The 18999-nt window shown below is 72.2% G+C and carries 13 protein-coding genes; 8 read left to right on the top strand and 5 right to left on the bottom strand.

The window, feature by feature from the left end:
• Positions 1-44 precede the first annotated feature (44 nt).
• The 8 genes from AB0M79_RS27945 to AB0M79_RS27910 all read left to right on the top strand — a co-directional run bounded on the left by AB0M79_RS27945 (position 45) and on the right by AB0M79_RS27910 (position 13402).
• Positions 45-5528, top strand: a complete 5484-nt coding sequence (locus AB0M79_RS27945) for an amino acid adenylation domain-containing protein (RefSeq protein WP_364218963.1) — start codon at positions 45-47, stop codon at positions 5526-5528.
• A complete protein-coding gene (locus AB0M79_RS27940; protein ID WP_364218960.1) occupies positions 5525-6655 on the top strand; it encodes a saccharopine dehydrogenase NADP-binding domain-containing protein in 1131 nt (376 codons plus the stop codon). The genes AB0M79_RS27945 and AB0M79_RS27940 overlap by 4 nt, the downstream gene beginning before the upstream one ends.
• Complete coding sequence (locus AB0M79_RS27935; protein ID WP_364218957.1) at positions 6652-8505, top strand: Gfo/Idh/MocA family oxidoreductase; 1854 nt, start codon at positions 6652-6654, stop codon at positions 8503-8505. Before AB0M79_RS27940 ends, AB0M79_RS27935 begins: the two co-directional genes overlap by 4 nt.
• The gene (locus tag AB0M79_RS27930; RefSeq protein WP_364218954.1) at positions 8502-9698 is read left to right on the top strand and encodes a cytochrome P450; all 1197 of its coding nucleotides are present in this window, start codon (positions 8502-8504) and stop codon (positions 9696-9698) included. The genes AB0M79_RS27935 and AB0M79_RS27930 overlap by 4 nt, the downstream gene beginning before the upstream one ends.
• Entirely contained in the window at positions 9695-10480 is a 786-nt protein-coding gene (locus AB0M79_RS27925; RefSeq protein ID WP_364218951.1) for an alpha/beta fold hydrolase, read from the top strand. Before AB0M79_RS27930 ends, AB0M79_RS27925 begins: the two co-directional genes overlap by 4 nt.
• A gap of 33 nt (positions 10481-10513) precedes the next feature.
• Entirely contained in the window at positions 10514-11245 is a 732-nt protein-coding gene (locus AB0M79_RS27920) for a class I SAM-dependent methyltransferase (RefSeq protein ID WP_364218948.1), read from the top strand.
• Complete coding sequence (locus AB0M79_RS27915) at positions 11232-12785, top strand: DHA2 family efflux MFS transporter permease subunit (protein WP_364218945.1); 1554 nt, start codon at positions 11232-11234, stop codon at positions 12783-12785. The genes AB0M79_RS27920 and AB0M79_RS27915 overlap by 14 nt, the downstream gene beginning before the upstream one ends.
• Positions 12786-13060: 275 nt before the next feature.
• A complete protein-coding gene (locus tag AB0M79_RS27910) occupies positions 13061-13402 on the top strand; it encodes a penicillin acylase family protein (protein ID WP_364218942.1) in 342 nt (113 codons plus the stop codon).
• On the opposite strand, the gene AB0M79_RS27905 is transcribed toward AB0M79_RS27910, so the two are convergent.
• The 5 genes from AB0M79_RS27905 to AB0M79_RS27885 are packed head-to-tail and all read right to left on the bottom strand — an operon-like array spanning position 13364 to position 18602.
• On the bottom strand, positions 13364-14038 hold the full coding sequence (locus AB0M79_RS27905; RefSeq protein ID WP_364218939.1) for an ATP-binding cassette domain-containing protein: 675 nt from the start codon (positions 14036-14038) through the stop codon (positions 13364-13366). The genes AB0M79_RS27910 and AB0M79_RS27905 overlap by 39 nt on opposite strands.
• Positions 14032-15015, bottom strand: a complete 984-nt coding sequence (locus tag AB0M79_RS27900; protein ID WP_364218936.1) for an ABC transporter ATP-binding protein — start codon at positions 15013-15015, stop codon at positions 14032-14034. The genes AB0M79_RS27905 and AB0M79_RS27900 overlap by 7 nt, the downstream gene beginning before the upstream one ends.
• Positions 15012-15995 (bottom strand): ABC transporter permease, encoded by a 984-nt coding sequence (locus AB0M79_RS27895; RefSeq protein ID WP_364218933.1) that lies wholly within the window; start codon positions 15993-15995, stop codon positions 15012-15014. Before AB0M79_RS27895 ends, AB0M79_RS27900 begins: the two co-directional genes overlap by 4 nt.
• Positions 15988-16992 (bottom strand): ABC transporter permease, encoded by a 1005-nt coding sequence (locus AB0M79_RS27890; protein ID WP_364218930.1) that lies wholly within the window; start codon positions 16990-16992, stop codon positions 15988-15990. Before AB0M79_RS27890 ends, AB0M79_RS27895 begins: the two co-directional genes overlap by 8 nt.
• Entirely contained in the window at positions 16989-18602 is a 1614-nt protein-coding gene (locus AB0M79_RS27885; RefSeq protein ID WP_364218927.1) for an ABC transporter substrate-binding protein, read from the bottom strand. The genes AB0M79_RS27890 and AB0M79_RS27885 overlap by 4 nt, the downstream gene beginning before the upstream one ends.
• Between the last annotated feature and the right edge of the window lie 397 nt (positions 18603-18999).

Below are 18999 nucleotides of genomic sequence, written 5' to 3'. Positions count from 1 at the left end.
AGTGGCCGCAGCCTGACGCCGTAGCGACGACGAAGCGGAGCCCGATGGACGTCGACGAACTGATCTCCGAACTGAACGCCGAAGGCGTGACCCTGTGGCTGGAAGGGGACGACCTGCGCTTCCGCGCCCCGAAGGGAACGTTCACCGAACAGCGACGGGCGGCCGTACGCCAACACCGCGACGCGATCCGCGACCACCTGCGGCGCTCCGACCAGGTACACATCACCCCCGACCCGGCCGGGCGACACGAACCCTTCCCCCTGTCCGACCTGCAGGCCGCGTACCTCGTCGGACGCGGCCCGCACTACGAGTACGGCGGCGTCGCCTGCCACGCCTACGTCGAATACGACTACCCGGACCTCGACCCGCAGCGGGTTCAGCAGACCTGGGACCGCCTCGTCGCCCGGCACGACATGCTGCGCGCCGTCGTCCACCCCGACGGATACCAGGTCGTGCTCGCCGACCCGCCCCCGTACCGCATCGACGTCACCGACCTGCGCGGCCGTGACGCCGCCCCCGTCGACACACATCTGCGCGACCTACGCGAGCGGCTGTCCCACCGGGTGGCCCAGACCGACCGCTGGCCGCTGTTCGCCCTGCACCTGACCCGCGCCGACGGCCGCGCGGTGCTGCATCTGTCCCTGGACCTGCTCATCGTCGACTACGCCAGCGTGCAACTGCTGGTCACCGAGTTCGACCGGCTGTACGCCGACCCGGAGACCACCCTTGACCCGCTGGAGGTCACCTACCGCGACTACCTCATCGGCCGCCGCCGGGTCACCGAGACCCCGGCCTACGACCGTGACCGGCAGTACTGGCTGCGCCGCCTCGACGATCTGCCACCCGCACCCGACCTGCCGGTCACCGACCACCGTCCCGAGACCGGCCCGGTCCGCTTCCGACGTCTGGAACGGCTACTGACCCCGCGAACCTGGACCGGACTGCGGGAACGCGCCGCCCGCCACCAGGTCACCGCCTCCGCCACGCTGCTCACCGCGTACGCCGAGGTGATCGGCCGGTGGAGCCGCAGCCCACGGTTCACCCTCAACATCCCCACCTTCCAGCGGCTGCCGCTGCACCCCGGAGTCGACGCCGTCATCGGCGACTTCACCGTCGTCGAACCGCTCGCCGTCGACCTCACCGAACCGCGGCCGTTCGCCCAGCTCACCGCCGACCTCAGCGGGCAACTGCTGGAGGACCTGTCGCACAGCCTCTTCACCGGCAGCGAGATACTGGCCGAACTCGGCAGGCGCACCGGCAGCCGGCCCCTGCTGCCGGTCGTCTTCACCAGTACCCTCGACACCCCCGCCCCGGCACCCGATCGCGGCGCCGTCGGTTACGCCATCAGCCAGACCCCCCAGGTCTGGATCGACTGCCAGGTCATGCCCCGCGGTGACAGTCTCGCCCTGTCCTGGGACGTCCGCGACGGGGTGCTGCCCGCCGGCCTCGTCGACGACGCCTTCGCCGCCTGGGCCGACCTGGTCATTCGCCTCGCGGAACAGGACGGGCCATGGCGGGAGGCCGGGCCGGTCCGGTTGCCGGCCGGCCAGGTCGAGCGGCGCCACCGGGGCAACGCCACCGCCGGGCCGGTGCCCGACGGCCTGCTGCACGACGAGGTCGTCGCACAGGCCCGTCGCACCCCGGACCGCATCTCGGTCGTCACCGGGGAACGCGAGCTGACCTACCGCGAACTGCTGGACCGCGCCACCGCCGTCGCCGGCCGGCTCACCGCCGCCGGCCTGCGTCCCACCGAACCGGTCGCGGTGCTCATGGACAAGGGCTGGGAACAGATTGTCGCCGTTCTCGGCACCCTGCTCGCCGGCGGCGCCTACCTGCCGGTGGACACCACCCAGCCGGCCGCCCGCCGCAACGCGATCCTCACCGACGCGGGCGTGCGCACCGCGCTCACCCAGTCCTGGCTGGCCGACGCCGCGCAGTGGCCGGACACCGTCACCCACCTCGCCGTCGACGACATCGAACCGGACAGCGTTCCCGTGCCCGGCTCGACGACCTCCGGCCCCGACGACCTCGCCTACGTGATCTACACGTCCGGGTCCACCGGCGTACCCAAGGGCGTCATGATCAGCCATCGGGCGGCGCGCAACACCATCGACGACATCAACCGCCGCTTCGCCGTCGGTCCCGACGACACCGTTCTCGGCCTCGCCAGCCTCGGCTTCGACCTGTCCGTGTACGACATCTTCGGCCCGCTGGCCGCCGGAGGCCGGCTCGTGCTGCCCGACGCCGACCTCCGCGGCGACCCGTCACACTGGGCCGACCTCGTCGACCGCCATGACGTGACCATCTGGAACTCGGTGCCCGGCCAGCTGCAGATGCTGCACGACTACCTGCGGGCCGTCCCGGGCCTGCGGCTGCCGTCGCTGCGACTGGCCATGCTCTCCGGCGACTGGATCCCGGTGAACCTGCCCGACGCGATCCGCGCCGCCGTACCCGGGCTGCGGGTGGTCAGCCTCGGCGGCGCCACGGAAGGGTCGATCTGGTCCATCTGGCATCCCATCGACGAGGTCGACCACGACCGGCCCAGCATCCCGTACGGGCTACCGCTGACCAACCAGACGTTCCACGTCCTCGACGGACACCTGCGCGACCGGCCCGAATGGACCGCCGGCGAACTCTACATCGGCGGAGCGGGAGTGGCCCTCGGCTACTACCACGACCCGCAGCGAACCGCCGAACGTTTCCTCACCCACCCGGACAGCGGCGAACGTCTCTACCGCACCGGCGACCTGGGGCGGTACTGGCCGGACGGAACGATCGAGTTCCTCGGACGCGAGGACGACCAGGTCAAGATCCGCGGATACCGGATCGAACTCGCCGAGGTCGAGGCCGCGATCCAGGCCCATCCCGGCGTCGCCCACGCCACCGTGCTCGTCGACACCGACCACCCGGCCGGCAAGCGGCTCGCCGCCTTCGTCGAACCGACCACCGGCGCCCCAGACCCGGCCGCCGCCACCGGAGCCGACCAGATCCGCACCGCCGCGGCCGCCGTCTCCCGCGCCGCCCAGGCCGGCGTGGATCCGGACGCGCTGGCCGCTTTCCAGGCCGCGCTGTCCGACGTCGGGCTCACCGCGATGGCCGGCACCCTGCGCGACGCCGGCATCGCCACCGCCGGCGCCCGGCACAGCGTCGAGGACGCCTGTACCGCTCTTTCCGCCACCCCGACGACCCGGCCCATCGTGCGGCGCTGGCTCGCCGCACTGGTCGACGCCGGACGTCTGACCCACGACGACGACGGGCGCCACACGGATCTCCGCGCCCCCACCTCCGACGCCCTCGACCGGGCGTGGCAGCGACTCGCCGAAGCCGAGCATCGCGTCGACTACAGCACCGACCTCATCGACGCGGTCCGCGTCTGCACCGAGCGGCTGCCCGCCCTCGTCGCCGGCACCGTCGACATCCGTGCCCTGCTCTTCCCTGGCGCCCGGGCCGACGCGATGGCCGCCGCCTACCGGGACAACCTCGCCGTCGCCCACCTGCACCAGGCCGTCGTCGTCGCCCTGCGGCGGATAGCCGAACAGCATGTCGACGACCAGCCGCTGCGCATCCTCGAGGTCGGCGGGGGCGTGGCCGGTACCACCAGCGTCCTCGCCCCCGCTCTGGCGGAGTACGCCCCCGACTACCTGTTCACCGACCCGTCGACGTTCTTCCTCCACGAGGCCCGCGAGCAGTTCGCCCACCATCCCTGGATCCGCTACGCCCGCTTCGACCTGCGGGCCGACCCGCGAGCGCAGGGGCTACCGCCCAACAGCGCCGACGTGGTCATCTGCCCCAACCACCTGCACACCGCGCAGGATGCCGCGGCGGCGCTCGACCGTCTGACCGGGCTGCTCGCCCCCGGCGGCTGGCTGGTCGTCATGGAACAGACCCGCGACGCCGACCCCGCCCTGCTCGTCTCGATGGAGTTCCTGGAAGCCACGGCGGGCCCGTTCACCGACGTCCGCGCCGACAACGGCCAGGCGTTCCTCACCGAGCCGCAGTGGCGGGCGCTGCTCGCGCAGGCCGGCGCCGACCTCGTCACCAGCCTGCCCGAAACTGGCGAGCCGCTGCACCCCACCGGCCAGCAGCTCTTCCTGGCCCGGGTCAAGACCACCCGCACCCCACTGACCGCCGCCGGCCTGGCCCGGCACACCGCCACCCGGCTGCCCGAATACATGGTGCCCGGCGTCTGGCAACTCGTCGACGCACTACCACTGACCAGCAACGGCAAGATCGACCGCAACCGGCTCCGCGGCTGGCTGCCCACCACCGACAGCGGGCAGCAGACCGCCGCGGTCGCCGCGGAGCCGGTCGACGCCCTGGAACGGCAGCTCGCCGCACTCTGGGCGGAACTGCTCGACCGCGAGTACGTCGGCCGCCACGACGACTTCTTCGCCCTCGGCGGCGACTCCCTGCTGGTCGCCCGCCTCGTCGGCCTGCTGCGCGAACGCGTCCCCGACGTCGTCGCCCTCGAATGGGAGGTCGTGCTGCGGCACATGCTGCGCCAACCCACCATCGCGGCGCTCGCCGGCTACCTGCGTAGCGTCACCGCCTCCGACACCTCCGACGATGCTTCGGACACCCCGCAGCGCACCTCACCACTCGTCCGTCTGCACGGCTCCGGCAGCGACCCGGTCACCGTCCTGGTACACGCCGGAACCGGCACGGTCATGCCCTACCGGGCGGTGATCACCGAACTGCGGCGCCGCTCCGCCGGCACCGGCACCGTCGTCGGGCTGGAGGTGCCGCACCTGCGCACCTACCTCGACGCCGAACCGGGCGGGCTGATCGAACGCATCGCCAGCGACTACGTACGGTCCATCCTCGACCTCGACGCGCGGGAGCTGCATCTCGTCGGCTACTGCCTCGGCGGGCTGATCGCCACCGAGGTCGCCCGCGGCCTGGCCGAAGCGGGAGCGAACGTCGCCACCCTCACCGCCATCAGCAGCCACAGCCCCCGGTTCCGGCTCGACGACGAACTGCTGTCGGAGTACTCGTTCGCCGTCATGATGGGCATCGCCCCGGCCGACATCGGCTTCCCGGCCGACGAACTGGTCGTCGCACGGGCCGCCGACGCGGTCTTGGCCGGAAGCCCCGGCGTGATGCGTGACGGCGGCTTCGCCGACCTCACCGGCGAGCACGCCGACGTCGCCGCCGCCTTCCGGGCACTCGCCGCGACACCCCGCGAGCAGCGGATCGCCCGCATGTGCGCCGCCGTACCCGCCTCGGCCGGCATGTACGAACCCGAACACATGATGCGGCTGTTCCGCACCTTCCGGCAGAGCGTGTTCGCCATCACCCGGTACGACCCCGAACCGTACGCCGGCGACATCACCTTCCTGCGGCACAGCGGCGCGTACCCGTTCCCCGGCAGCCGCGACGCGGTCACCCAGCACTGGGCCGAACTCTGCCTCGGCGACCTACGCATCGTCGACGTACCCGGCGACCACTTCAGTTGCATCGACGTGGCACACGCCCCAGGCATCGTCAAGCTGCTCAGCGAGATCACCGACGGCGCGGTGACCCGATGATCGGGATCCTGGGCGCCACCGGATCGGTCGGCGCCGCCGCCACCGCGCATTTGCACCGGCTCGGCGCCGGACCGCTGCGGCTCGGCGCCCGCCGCCGCGAGCCCCTGCACCGGCTCGCCGCCGACCTGCCCGGTGCCACCACCGTCGAGGTGGACGTGCGGGACCCGGTCGCCCTCGCCACGTTCTGTGCCGGGTGCACGCTAGTGGTCAACTGTGCCGGGCCGACGTACGAACTGAAGGAGACCGTCGCAGCCGCGGCCCTGACCGCCGGGGCGCACTGCGTCGACGTCGCCGGCGACGACCCGGTCCAGGAGGCACTGGCCGCCCGGGGCCTTGCCGGAACCGACCGGACCGTGCTGCTGTCGGCCGGCACCCTTCCCGGCCTGTCCAGCATCCTGCCGCGCTGGCTCGCCACCGAAGAGTTCGACAAGGCCGACGCCCTCACCGCCTGGGTCGGCGGTGTCGAACACTGCTCCCCGGTCGTCGCCGTCGACATGATGCTCTCCCTGCAGACCGGCGGTGCCGGCGGCCAGGCATACGGTGAGGCGAACGCCGCCTGGCGGGCCGGCGCGGCCCGGTCGCGCATCCTGCGTCCCCTCGAGGACGCCGACGCACCGATGTTCACCGGACCGGTGGCCCTGCAACCGTTCCTCAGCGCGGAGACCCGCCGGCTGGCGCAGTCACTGCGCCTGCACGACGTCGACTGGTTCAACGTCTACCCGGGCCCGCAGGTCCGCAACCTGCTGGCCGCCCTGCCCGTCGCCGCCCGCGAGAACGCCGACCGGGCCGATCTCGCCCGGCGGATGATCCGCGCAGCCGATCTCGATCTCGCCGGCCGCAGCCCGTACTACCAGATGGTCTTCACCATGCGGGGCGTCCGGGACGGTGTGCCGGCGGAGCGTACCGCCGTACTGCGGGTGCCGAGCAGCTACCGGCTCACCGGACTGCTCGGCGCCCTGGCCGCCGTCGCCGTACTGTCCGGCGACGTCCCCGAAGGGGTGCACTACACCGCCGAGGTGCTCGACCCGGGTGCGGTCGTCGCGGCACTGCACGCATCCGGCGAGCCGAGCCTGCTGCGGGTCGTGTCGGGCGGGCACGACGCCGACACCGAGGAAGGAAGCCTGTGACCACACCGCTACGGGTGCTGGTCTGCGGCACCAACTTCGGTCGGTTCTACGTGCAGGCGGTCGCGGACCTGGCTCCCGACCTGGTGCTGACCGGCATCCTCAGTCGCGGCGGGCAGGCCTCCCGTACGCTCGCGCGGCAGTACGGCGTCGCCCACCACGACAGCCTCGACAGCGTCGGCGACGACATCGACGTCGCCTGTGTCGCGGTCGGCTCCACCATCTCCGGTGGTGTCGGCACGGACCTGTCCCAGGCGCTGCTCGCCCGCGGGGTGCACGTGCTGCAGGAGCACCCGGTGCACCACAACGAACTCGTCGCCAGCCTCCAAACGGCTCGCCGCCATAACGTGCAATACCAGGTCAACGCCCACTACCGGCACGTCGAGCCGGTAGCCCGGTTCATCGCCGCCGCCGCCCGGCTGCGGGCCCGGCAACGACCGGTGTTCGTCGACGCGGCCACCCCGGTACACGTGCTCTACCCGTTCGTCGACATTCTCGGGCGGGCGCTCGGCGGCCTGCGACCCTGGCGGATCGACGATGCCGTCACCGGCGGACCGCTGCGCGCGGTCACCGGGCAGCTCGCCGGGGTGCCACTGACGCTGCGCGTGCACCACCAACTCGACCCGGCCGACCGGGACAACCATGCCCTGCTGTGGCACCGGATCAGCGTCGGCACCGAGGCCGGGACGCTGACCCTCGCCGACACCCACGGCCCGGTGCTGTGGACTCCGACGCTGCATGTCAGCCGGGACGCCGACCACCGGCTGGTGTTCGCCGGCGACCGTCTGGGCCGGCCGAGCACCGCGCTGCTACCCGGCACGGCGGCCGGCACCCAGCAGGACATCTTCGACCGGCTCTGGCCACAGGCGGTCCGGCGGGCGCTGCGCGAGTTCGCCGCCGCGATCCATCGGGGCGACGACCCGCTGCGCACCGCCCAGTTCGACATCACCGCATGCCGGATCTGGTCCGACCTGGCCGTCCGGCTCGGCCCACCCGAAGTGGTCCGTCCCGCCGCCCCGGAGACCATCACCATCGCCGACCTCGCGGACAGCTCCGATCAGGCGGTGCGGGCACCAGCCGGCACGGGCAGCACCGAACCCTACTCACCGACCGCGGAGTTCTTCGACCTCGCCGCCGCGCCACACGTCGCCGAAGGAAGCGCACCCGCGGTCGTCGCGGCACTGTCCGGCATCGACGCCGCCGTCGGACCGGTGGTCGAGATCGGCGCCGGCACCGGACTGGTGACCGAGGCGATCGCGCGCGCCCACCCCGACCTGGAGATCCTTGCCTACGAGCCGGCCACCGGGATGCGGGCCGTGCTGACCAGCCGGATCTACCGCGACCCCGATCTGCGCCGGCGGGTCACCGTGTCGGCCGAAGCCGCCCCCGAGATCGAACTTCCAGACGTCATCGCCGCCGCTGTCGTCTGCGGCGTCGCCGGTCACCTGGCGACGGAGGACCGGGTACGGCTGTGGCGCCGGCTCGCGGAGCGGCTCGCCCCGAACGGCCGCATCGTCGTCGAACTGATGGCCATCGACCGGCCGGTGATCCTTGCGCCGACGCGACTTGCCCGAGCCGACCTCGGCCGCCAGAGCTACGAGTGGTGGTTCTCCGGCGAACCCGACGGTGCCGATCGGATGCGACTGCACACGACATGGCGGGTGTCGCGCGGCGACACACAGATCCGCGACGTCACCGACCAGTACCACTGGCACACCGTGACCCTTGCGCAGATTGCCGCCGAGGCGCGAATGGAACTGCGCGACGTGCCGCAGTCGCCCACCGAAGGCCCACCGATCGGGGTTCTGGTGCCCGCGGCCCGCACCGAGCAGGAAGAAGGAGAACACCGATGACCGACACGCCGCCGGCCTTCCCGGTGCCACGGGAGTGCCCGTTCGGCCCGCCCGACCGCTACACCGGGTTGCGCGCCACCGAGCCGGTGTCGCGGGTGACCCTGCCCACCGGCAAGCAGCCGTGGATCGTCACCCGGTACGCCGACGTACGGGCGCTGCTGTCCGACCCCAGGGCAAGTGCCGACATCAGGCACCCGAACTTTCCGGCGATGGGCGTCGGGGAGCAGGAGGCCGGCGCGAAGTCCCGACCGTTCATCCGTACGGACCCGCCGGAACACACCCGCTACCGACGCATGCTGCAGGCGGAGTTCACCGTCAAGCGGATCCGCGACATGCGTCCCGCCATCCAGCACACCGTCGACAACCTGATCGACGCCATGATCGCCGCCGGCCCGCCGGTCGATCTCGTCTCCGTGTTCGCCAACGCCGTATCGACGACCACCGTGCTCGGCCTCTTCGGCGCCCCGACCGACGATCTTGAGTTCTTCCGCGACGTCACCCGGATCTCCGGCGGCCGCAACAGCAGCGCCGAAGAGGTCACCGCCGCCCTCGGAAGCATGTTCAGAATGCTGGACGAGCTGATCAGCGCGCGCGAGCGGGAGCCCGGCGACGACCTGCTGTCCAAACTGGTCGTCAACCATCTGAACACCGGTGTGGTGACCCGCCACGAACTGCTCTCCACGATCGGCATCACCATCGTCGCCGGTCGCGAAACGACCACCAGCATGATCGCGCTCGGCACGCTACAACTGCTGCGACACCCCGATAACCTGGCGAAGCTGCGGGCCCGCCCCGAACTGATGCCCGCCGCCGTCGAGGAACTGCTGCGCCTGCTGTCGGTGGCGGACTCGATCCCACTGCGGGTCGCAACCGAGGACATCGACGTCGACGGGACACCGATCGGAGCCGGCGACGGGATCATCGCCCTGCTCGCGGCGGCCAACCACGATCCCGAGGTCTTCGCCGAGCCGCACCGGTTCGACATCGAACGCCCGAACCGCCACCACGTCGCCTTCGGCTACGGCATCCACCAGTGCATCGGTCAGAACCTGGCCCGCCTGGAGCTCGAGATCGCGCTCGGAACCCTGATCCGGCGGCTCCCCACCCTTCGACTGGCCGACACCTTCGAGGAACTGGAGTTCAAACACGACGCCGCCACCTTCGGCATCGAAGCGATGCCGGTCGCGTGGTGAGCGGCACGACGCTCGGTCCCTGGCTGCGGCGCTACCAGCACCGCCCGGCCGCGGCGGTGCGGCTCCTCTGCTTCCCCCATGCCGGTGGTGGCGCCGGCACCTTCCGGGCCTGGGACGTCCTGCTGCCGCCGTCGGTGGAGCTGGTGAGCGTGCAGTATCCGGGCCGGGAGGACCGGTTCGCCGACCCGCTCGTCGACGACATGGACGAGTTGACCGCCCAGGTCGCCGCCGCGATCGCACGCATCATCGACCGGCCGTACCTGGTGTTCGGGCACAGCATGGGCTCGGCGGTGGCGTACGAGACGGTGCAGCGGCTGCGGCGGTACGGGGTTCCGGAGCCGGACTGGCTGTTCGTCTCCGGCCGGCCCGCCCCTGGCGATGTCACCGGCGGAGACGTACACCTGCGCGACGACGACGGCCTCTGCGCCGAGCTCGGCCGTCTCGGTGGCACGGACGACGTCGTGCTCGCCGACCCGGAGCTGCGCCGGGCCGTGCTGCGTTACGTCCGTAACGACTACCGCCTCATCGAAACCTACCGGCCGACGCCCGCCGCGGCACTGAGCTGCCCGGTCGCGGTGCTTCGGGGCGGCGACGATCCCGAACTGAGCGCGGACCAGGCCCACGGGTGGGCCCGGACGACCACCGGCAAGCTCGACGTACGCACCTTTCCCGGCGACCACTTCTACCTGGTACCGCAGCGTCGGGCCGTCGTGGCGACCATCGTCGGCAAGCTCGACCCGGTGCTGGCCCGAGCCCCGCACGGTTGGCCGAGCACGCCGTGACCCCCGCCCGCGTCGCGAACGGCAGGAGCCGCAATGCGTGACTACTACTCCCCGATGGCCGAGTTCTACGAGATGGTCGCCACCCGGCAGGTCGCCAGCAGCGGACCCGCTCTGGCCGCAGCCCTGTCCGGTATCGACACCGCAGCCGGCCCGGTCGTCGAGATCGGTGCCGGCACCGGCCAGGTGACCGAGGTGATCGCGGCCGCGCTGCCACAGGCCCGGATCGAGGCGGCCGAGCCGTCCAGCGTGATGCGGGCGGTACTGACCAGCCGGGTCGCCGCCGACATCGACCTGCGCCGACGGGTCACGGTGACCGACGGCGCCGCGCCGGACCTGCCGCTGCCACCGGTGATCAGCGCCGCCGTGATCTTCGGCGTCGCCGGCCACCTCGACGAACCCTCCCGGGTACGGCTGTGGAACCGGCTGCGGCAGCGGCTCGCCCCCGGCGGCGTGGTGGTGGTGGAACTGATGGGGGTGCGGCAACCCAGGTCGATCCCGCCGGCGCTGTCGCTGCGCGACTCGATCGGCCGCCACGACTACGAATGGTGGGTGGCCGGCGAACCCGGCAGCGACACGTCAATGCGTTTCACCACGACCTGGCGTGTCTACCGGTCCGGCCGGCTGCTGCGCGAGGTGAGCGACAGCTACGACTGGCACACCCTCGACAGCGCGCGGTTGGCCGGCGAGTCGGGGATGGCCACGCGCCCGGCGGCGGCCGCCACCGGCGCCGGAGCCCCGGAGGTGGTCGTCCTTGCGCCAGCCTGACCCCGGCACCCTCGCCCGCCGGACACTGCTGACCGTCAGCGTCGCCAGCGCGATGACGACGATGGACATCACCATCGTCAACGTCGCCCTGCCCGCGATCGCCGACGACCTGTCGGCGACCTTTCCCCAACTCCAGTGGACGGTCAACGCCTACCCGCTGCTCTTCGCCGCGTTACTGCTGGCCGGCGGTTCCCTGTCCGACCGGGTCGGCCGCCGACGGATCTTCGTCACCGGCGTACTGCTGTTCACCGGCGGTTCGCTGCTGTGCGGCCTCGCACCCGATCCGCTGGTGCTCATCGCCGGCCGGGCGGTACAGGGCATCGGCGGCGCGTTCATCCTGGCCCCGGCCGTGCCGCTGCTGGCCGCCGCATACCCGGGGGAGCGGCGGACAGTTGCCATCGGCGTGTTCAGCGCGACCGCCGCGGTCTCGGCCGCCCTCGCGCCGCTGATCGGCGGCGCGCTCGTCGCCAGCCTCGGCTGGCGGTCGGTGTTCCTGGTCAACCTGCTGCCCGGGGTGTTCGTGCTGCTCGGTGCCGCCCGGTGGCTCACCGGTGCCGGCCCCCAGGGGAAGCGCCGGCTCGACCTGGTCGGTGCCGTCCTGGGCGTCGTGTCCCTCGGCGCCGTGAACCTGGCGGTCATCTCCGGCGCCGACGACGGGTGGACCAGCCCGGTCGCCATGACCGCGGTGGTGGTCGCGCTCATCGGCCTGGCCGCCTTCGTCACGGTGGAGAGCCGGACGAACGATCCGATGCTGGATCTGGGCCTGTTCCGGATCCGGGCGTTCACCGGCGCGAGCCTGCTCAGCTTCCTCACCCGCGCCGTCGGCTTCGGCACCATGCCCTACCTGGTGCTGTGGCTGCAGGGCATGCTCGGATACTCGGCGCTGCAGGCCGGACTGCAACTGTCCGCGCTGTCCGGCGCGATCGTCGCCGGCAGCCTCGCTGTCGCCCGCCTGCAACGCAGGTACGGCAACCGGCTGGTGGTCACCGCCGGGTTCGTCGCGGTACTCGCCGGCTACCTGCTCGTCGCCCGGGTGTCGGCCGACTCCACCTGGTGGGTGGCACTGCCCGGCCTGCTGCTGGTCGGCGGCGGAATGGGCCTTCTGTTCGCTCCGCTGATGGGGATCTCGGTGTCGGTCGTACCACCGCAGCAGGCGGGCATGGCCAGCGGGACCGCAAACGCCTTCTTCCCCCTCGGTACGGCGGTCGGCGCGGCCGTCTTCGGTGCCGTCCTGTCGGCCCGGATCGGAGCAGGACTGCCCGACCAGGATCTGGCCCGGCATGGTGTGTCCGAGGGGGAGGAAGGCGGAGTAAGACAACTCGTCGCGTCCGGCCGCTTCACCGACCTGCCGGCCGATGTGACCGAACTGGCCCGGATCGCCTTCGCGGACGGTCTGTCAACGGTCGCCTGGGTCGCCGCGGCGGCCGCCGCGGTGGGGGTCGCGGTGGCGCTCCTGACCATCCCGTCCCGCAGATCGCCCGCAGATACCCGTGCCCGGCACGATCCGGCACCTCCCAGGGCGCATACGACCAACCAGTGACCAGCGGCTGAGTGGCCGGAGTGGCAACTGCGTCGAGATGGCCGTGGCCAGCCTGAACCCTCGGCGGGCGGATGGGGTTTCCCGCCACGCCGCTGGTGGCCGGGCGGATCGCGGCCATCGCCCGCCGGGTACGCCCGCTGGTCGGCCTTGCATGAGGCGGTTCGACAAGCGCGACCCGGTCGTTGGTGTCGGACAGGGGCTGGCCGGTACGGGCGAACGAGTGGGCGAGGATGGCGACCGGGCGGTGACCATGTCCCTGACCGGTTTGCTGGTCGGTGACTGGCATCGGTGGACCAGGCGACGAATTCGGTGGCACCGCCACCCCGGTGCCCGGCGGCGGTCACTCGGTCTGCCTGATGACCCCGGACCCCGCCGGCAGGGCGGTGGAGGGCGCGCCGTTGCGCTTTGTCGCCGACCTTCGCGCCGACGGTCCACGGCTGCGCGACGTGCTCCGGCACGGCGCCTGCGAACTGCCGACCTCGCCCGACTACGACGACCAGACCGTGGCGCACGCCCGGGGCGAGACACACCCCGTACCTCTCACCGGTCCCCAGCCGGGGCGGGACCGGACGCTGACCCTACGGCCCCTGCGCCGACGCGGCGGCCGGTCCGGGTAGCTGCTCGATCCGGTCGGCCCAGTGGCCGAGCAGCGTGTCGTCGTGGCTGATCGCGAGCACCCCGGCCCGTTCGCGGCGACGGTATTCCTGCACGGCGTGTACCAGCGTCGCCGTCGAGGAGGCGTCGAGCATGGTGGTCATCTCGTCGCAGATCAGGTAGCGCGGCCGCAGCGCGAGGGCACGGGCCAGGCAGGCCCGCTGCAGCTGCCCGTCGCTGACCGCGTGCGCCCGCCGGGTCAGCAGCTCGGCGGTGAGTCCGACGGTCTCGACCAGCCCCGGCAGCCGGTCGCGGACCTGCCCGCGCAGCCCGTTGGCGAGCAACGGTTCGGCGATGACCTGCCGCAGCGTGAGGCGCGGGTCGACGGACAGCCTGGGCTGCTGGAACAGCACCCCGATCCGGGTCCGCAGCGCGCGGGGGGCGGCGTGCCGGAATCCGGGAACGGTGGTGCCGTCGATGCACACCGTGCCGGCGTCGGGGCGGTGGAGCAGGGCCAGGACGCGGGCCAGAGTGGACTTGCCACAGCCGGACGGCCCCTGCAGCCCGAGCACCTCTCCCTCGCGTACGGTCAGTTCGACGTCACGCAGGACGGGTCGGCCGGGTACCCAGCCGGCGGTGACCCCCAGCGCGGTCAGCATGGCCGGTGGCAGGCGACCGGGTGGCCGTCGCGGGGCCACAGGTCCGGCCGCCGTACGCAGTCGTCGCCGACCTGCGGGCAGCGCGCGGCAAAGGCGCAGCCGGGCGGCAGCGCGCTCAGCTGCGGTGGCAGACCGGGCAGGGGATGGAACCCGTTGCGTGGCAGGGCGGCGAGCAGCCCACGGGTGTACGGGTGCCGCGGCTCGTGCAGCACCCGGTCGACCGCTCCGGTCTCGACGATCCGGCCGGCGTACATGACCAGTACCGTGTCGGCGATCCGCGCGGCGGCGTCCAGATCGTGGGTCACGAGCAGGACGGCGTGCCCCGCATCGGTGAGCCGGCGCAGCTCGTCGAGCGTGCGCCGGACGAGCGGCGCGTCGAGCCCGGTCGTGGGTTCGTCGGCGAGGATCAACCACGGGCGGCCGGCCAGGGCGAGGGCGGTCACCGTCCGCTGGGCCATCCCACCGGAGAGTTCGTGCGGGTAGTGGTCGAGCGCGGTGACCGGCAGCCCGACGGCGGCGGCGACCCGTTCCGCCTCGGCGTGCCGGGCGGCCCGCCCGGCCCGTTCGGGCCCGACCGCCCCCAGGACGTCGACCAGGTGCCGGCGCACGGTGTGGACGGGGGTCAGGTGCGCTGCCGGCGACTGCGGCACCAGACCGACCCGACGGCCCCGGATCTGCCGGGCGAGCACGGTCTCACTGGCGGCCAGCAGGTCGGTGTCACCAGCCGGATCGGCGAGTACGGCGGTTCCGGTCACTTCGGCGTTGCCGGGCAGCAGGCCGAGCAGAGCACCGGCCATGACCGACTTGCCGCAGCCGCTTTCGCCGACCAGGGCGACGCACTGGCCGGAGCCGACCTCGAACGACGCGTCGGTGACCGCGTGCACGGTGGCGTCCGGCAGCCGGAATCGGACGGACAGGTCCGACACGGCCAGGCGCGCGTTGACGGCCCGGACAGGTCCGGGCGGCCCACTGGTCACAGCATCAGCTCCGCTCGTCGTTGCGGGTCGGTCCGGTCCCGCAGGTGTCCGGCAAGGCCGGCGATCGCCAGCGCCGCCACGACAACCAGCAGGCCGGGGAAGAACGAGGTCCACCAGACACCGGTCAGCAGCGACCGCTGACCGTCGTTGATCATGTTGCCGAGGCTGGCCAGGTGTGCCGGCAGGCCCAGGCCGAGAAACGACAGGGCGGTCTCGTGCCAGATCGCGTGCGGGACCATCAGCGTCGCCGCGAGTAGCGCCTGTGGTGCGACGTTGGGCAGCAGGTGCCGACGGATGATCCGCCATCTGGTCGCGCCGCCGACGATGGCGGCGTCGACGAACGGTCGCTCACGCAGGGACAAGATCTCCGAGCGCACGATGCGGGCCGTGCTCAGCCAGTGCGTCAGCGCGATAGAGGCGATCACGGCGGACAGGCTGGGCCGGAAGATGGCGACGATGAAGATGCCGAGCAGCAGGTGTGGCACCGATGCCAGGGTATCGACCAGGCGCATCAGGATCCGGTCGGTCCAGCCGCCGAAGGCGCCGGCGATCGCGCCCACCACGACGCCGATGGCGGTGGCGACCAGCGCCGCGACGATACCGACGGTGAACGACACCCGTAGGCCGTAGACGCAGCGCAGGAGAACGTCCCGGCCCACCTCGTCGGTGCCGAACGGATGGTCCGTCGAAGGCGGGAGGTCGGCCTGGCGGAGCACGACCTGCTGCTGGTCGAGATCGACGATCGGCGGGACGACGAGCACCGCCAAGCCCAGCAGCACCAGGATCGCGATCGACACGGTCTGCCGCAGCCGGGCCCGCCGTTTCTCACCCGGTCCGGGGCGGCCGGAGCCGGGGCGCCGGCGGCGGACCGTCCGACGCGACGACGGGCGTCGGTCGCCGGCGCCCTCCCGTCGGACGGACGACCGACGCCGCCGGTACGACCGCGCCTCGGTGGCGGGATCGGTGCCGGTGTCAGCCATCGGCCCGCACCCGGGGGTCGACGACGGCGTACAGCACGTCGGCGAGCAGGTTGCCGGCCAGGACGGCCACCGTGGCAAGCAATGTCATCGCGGCCAGCAGCGGGAAGTCCACCGACGTCGCCGCGGTCACCGTCGCCGCCGCGACGCCGGGCCAGGAGAACACCGTCTCGACCAGCAGCGCACCGGTGATGAGTTCGGGAATCCGGGCACCGACCAGGGTGATGGCGGGCAGTAGCCCGGTGCGTAGGGCGTGCCGCAGCACCACCGCCCGCTCGGCCAGTCCGCGCGCACGGGCGGCGAGCACGTAGTCGCTGGCGAGCTCGGTCAGCAGCGCCTGCCGGACGAAGAGCACGAACCAGGGTGCCTGGGCCAGGCCGAGCACCGCCGCCGGCAGGATCAGGTGCTCGGCGACCTGCGCGAACGAGACGTCGGCCCGGGTGTCGCTGACACCGGCGGCGGGTAGCCAGCGGAGTTGGACCGCGAACAGCGACAACGCGGCGAGAGCGAGCCAGAAGACCGGGGCGGCCTCGATCGCGTAGGCCAGTGAGGTCACCGCCCGGTCGAACCAGCCACCGCGGTGCCAGGCGGCGGCGACACCGGCGAGCAGTGCGATCGACAGCGCGGTCAGCAGGCCGACCCCGACCAGCAGCACGGTCCAGCCGAGGCGGTCGGCGATCACGGTCGACACGGGCTGACTGAACAGTCGCGAGTCGCCGAGGTCGCCGCCAGCGAGCCGGGACAGCCAGCGGCCGTACTGCAGCCAGGCCGGGTCGTCGACGCCCCAGTCCTGTCGGATCTGGGCCAGCTGTTCCGGCGACGCCCGCAGGATCCGTACCCCGAAGTAGGCGGCGACCGGATCGAACGGGGAAAGTTTGCCGAGTACGAAGATCCCGGCACTGACCAGGACCACGACGGGGAAGGCGAACAGCAGTCGTCGCAGCACGAGGCGCCACACCGCCGCGGCCAGCGAGGGACGCGGTGGGGCGGAGGGCTTCATCGGACCGGCGTCCACTGTTCAAGATTCCACCATGGACCATGAACCAGGCCGTGGTCGTGCGGCTCGACCTGGGACTGGAGGCCGTTCCACCCGTCACGCAGCACGTATGTGTGATCGAGGAAGACCAGGAAGGCCCAGCCGGGATCGGCGACGTACGCCTGCTGGAAGGAACGGTACGCGGCCCGGCGCTCGGCGGTGTCGGTGGTACGGCGACCGGTGTCCAGAGCGGCGTCGACCGCCGGATTCTGGTAGCGGCCCATGTTCTGATAGCCGCCGGCGTCGGCGTACCGGGAGTGCAGCAGACTGTAGATCGCGCTGTCGGGATCGTAGGGGTCACCGCCACCCCAGACGCCGGCGGTCGTCGTCCGCCGCTCGAGCATCTGCTCGAAGGTCGCACTCTCCGCGCGGGCGGAGATCCCGACGGCGGAGAGGTCGCTCGCGGCGGCGATCGCCAACTCCTTGCGGAGCACATCATTGCCCGGATAGAGGACCGGCAGTTCGGCGCGGACCCCGTCCTTGCCGCGGACCCCGTCCGGTCCGGGCAGCCAACCGGCCGCGTCGAGCAGTCGGCCCGCCTCGGCCCGGTCGAAGGCGAACGTGGCGGTGGGGTCGTGCCAGTCGGTCATCGCGGGCGAGATCGGCGTGGCCGCCGGCACGCCCTTGCCGGCCAGGATCGTGTCCACCATGGCTTGGCGGTCGATGGCGAGGTTGACCGCGCGGCGCAGCTGCGGGGTCGAGGTGATCGGTAGATCCCACGGCAGGCCCATACCGCGGTAGTCCGCGCTCCGGTTCGTGATCACCTGGTGGCCCGGCCGGTCCTCGTACGATCTGGCCAGCCGCGGAGGCAGTGCGGTGGCGTCGAAGTCGCCGGCGGCCATCCGCTGGGCACGAACGTTGTCGTCGGTGGCGAAGATGACGGTGACGTCGGTGACCTCCGGCGCGCCCCGGTAGTAGTCGCGATTCGCCCGCAGTGTCATCCGCTCGCCGGCCCGCCACTCGACGAGCTGGTAGGGGCCGGTTCCGATCGGCTTGCGGTTGAATTCGGCCGTCGCGATGTCCTGCCCGGCGAGCGCGTGCCGGGGGACGATGCCCAGCGCCATCCGCTGGGCCCACGGCTGGTAGGCGAACGAAAGCCGGAACTCCACCGTGTCGGTGTCGACGGCGCGAACCGTCTCCAGCGCCTCGAACTCCGCCGCGATGGGGGACTGCGACTCCGGCGCGACCACCGACCGGTACGTGAACACGACGTCCTCGGCGGTCACCGGGCTTCCGTCGGAGAAACGCACGCCGGGCCGCAGATCGACCGTCCAGGTGAGTCCATCGGCGGACACGGTCGGCAGGGTGGCCGCCAGGGCCGGCCGCAGGGTCAGGTCGGCGTCCCGGTCCAGCAGCCCGTCAAAGATCTTGCTGGCACCGTTCGGGGCGTAGCCGAGGATCGGGTTGAGGTTCTCCGGCTCCCAGGCGGCCCCGATCACGATGCTCGTGCCGTCGCCGCTGGCCGGAGCGGCGGGGGCGGAGCAGGCCGCCGTCGCCGTCACCGCCAGCAGCAGCCAGCCGGCCTGCTGACGGCGGGACAGCCGGATCTGCACACCTGGTAGCTGAATCGTCACCCCTGCAATCTAGGGGTAACTGCCATCAATTGGCGATAGGGAGCCGAAGGGCATCCTGATCGGTTCGGCCCGGGCGGGTGGGAAGACCCCGCTCTGGTGGGCGGCGGTGACCACGGCGCGGGCGAGTGGGTGTCGGAGCCGTTCTCCGTGGCGGCGGCCAGGCTGACCGAGTACCGCTCGGCCCTTTCGATGAAGAGCTGGACGCGGCCTTGGTGGCGCTGGCCTCGGCGATCATTGCGACGATCCGGGCGATGGCCGTGTCGGCTGGCTGGTCGGGTGACCCGTACCCGAAGTGCGCTGGTGCCGACGAAACGGGTTCGCGGGGCGCGCCCGCCGCCGCCTATGCTGATCACGACCTCGCGGCTGCTGAACCGTCAGGCACACAACCAAACCCTGT

It is taken from the genome of Polymorphospora sp. NPDC051019 (genome assembly GCF_040683055.1).
GTDB classification, from domain to species: domain Bacteria; phylum Actinomycetota; class Actinomycetes; order Mycobacteriales; family Micromonosporaceae; genus Polymorphospora; species Polymorphospora lycopeni.
The sequence above is the reverse complement of the archived record's forward strand: the minus strand, read 5'-3'. Positions and strand labels throughout refer to the sequence as shown.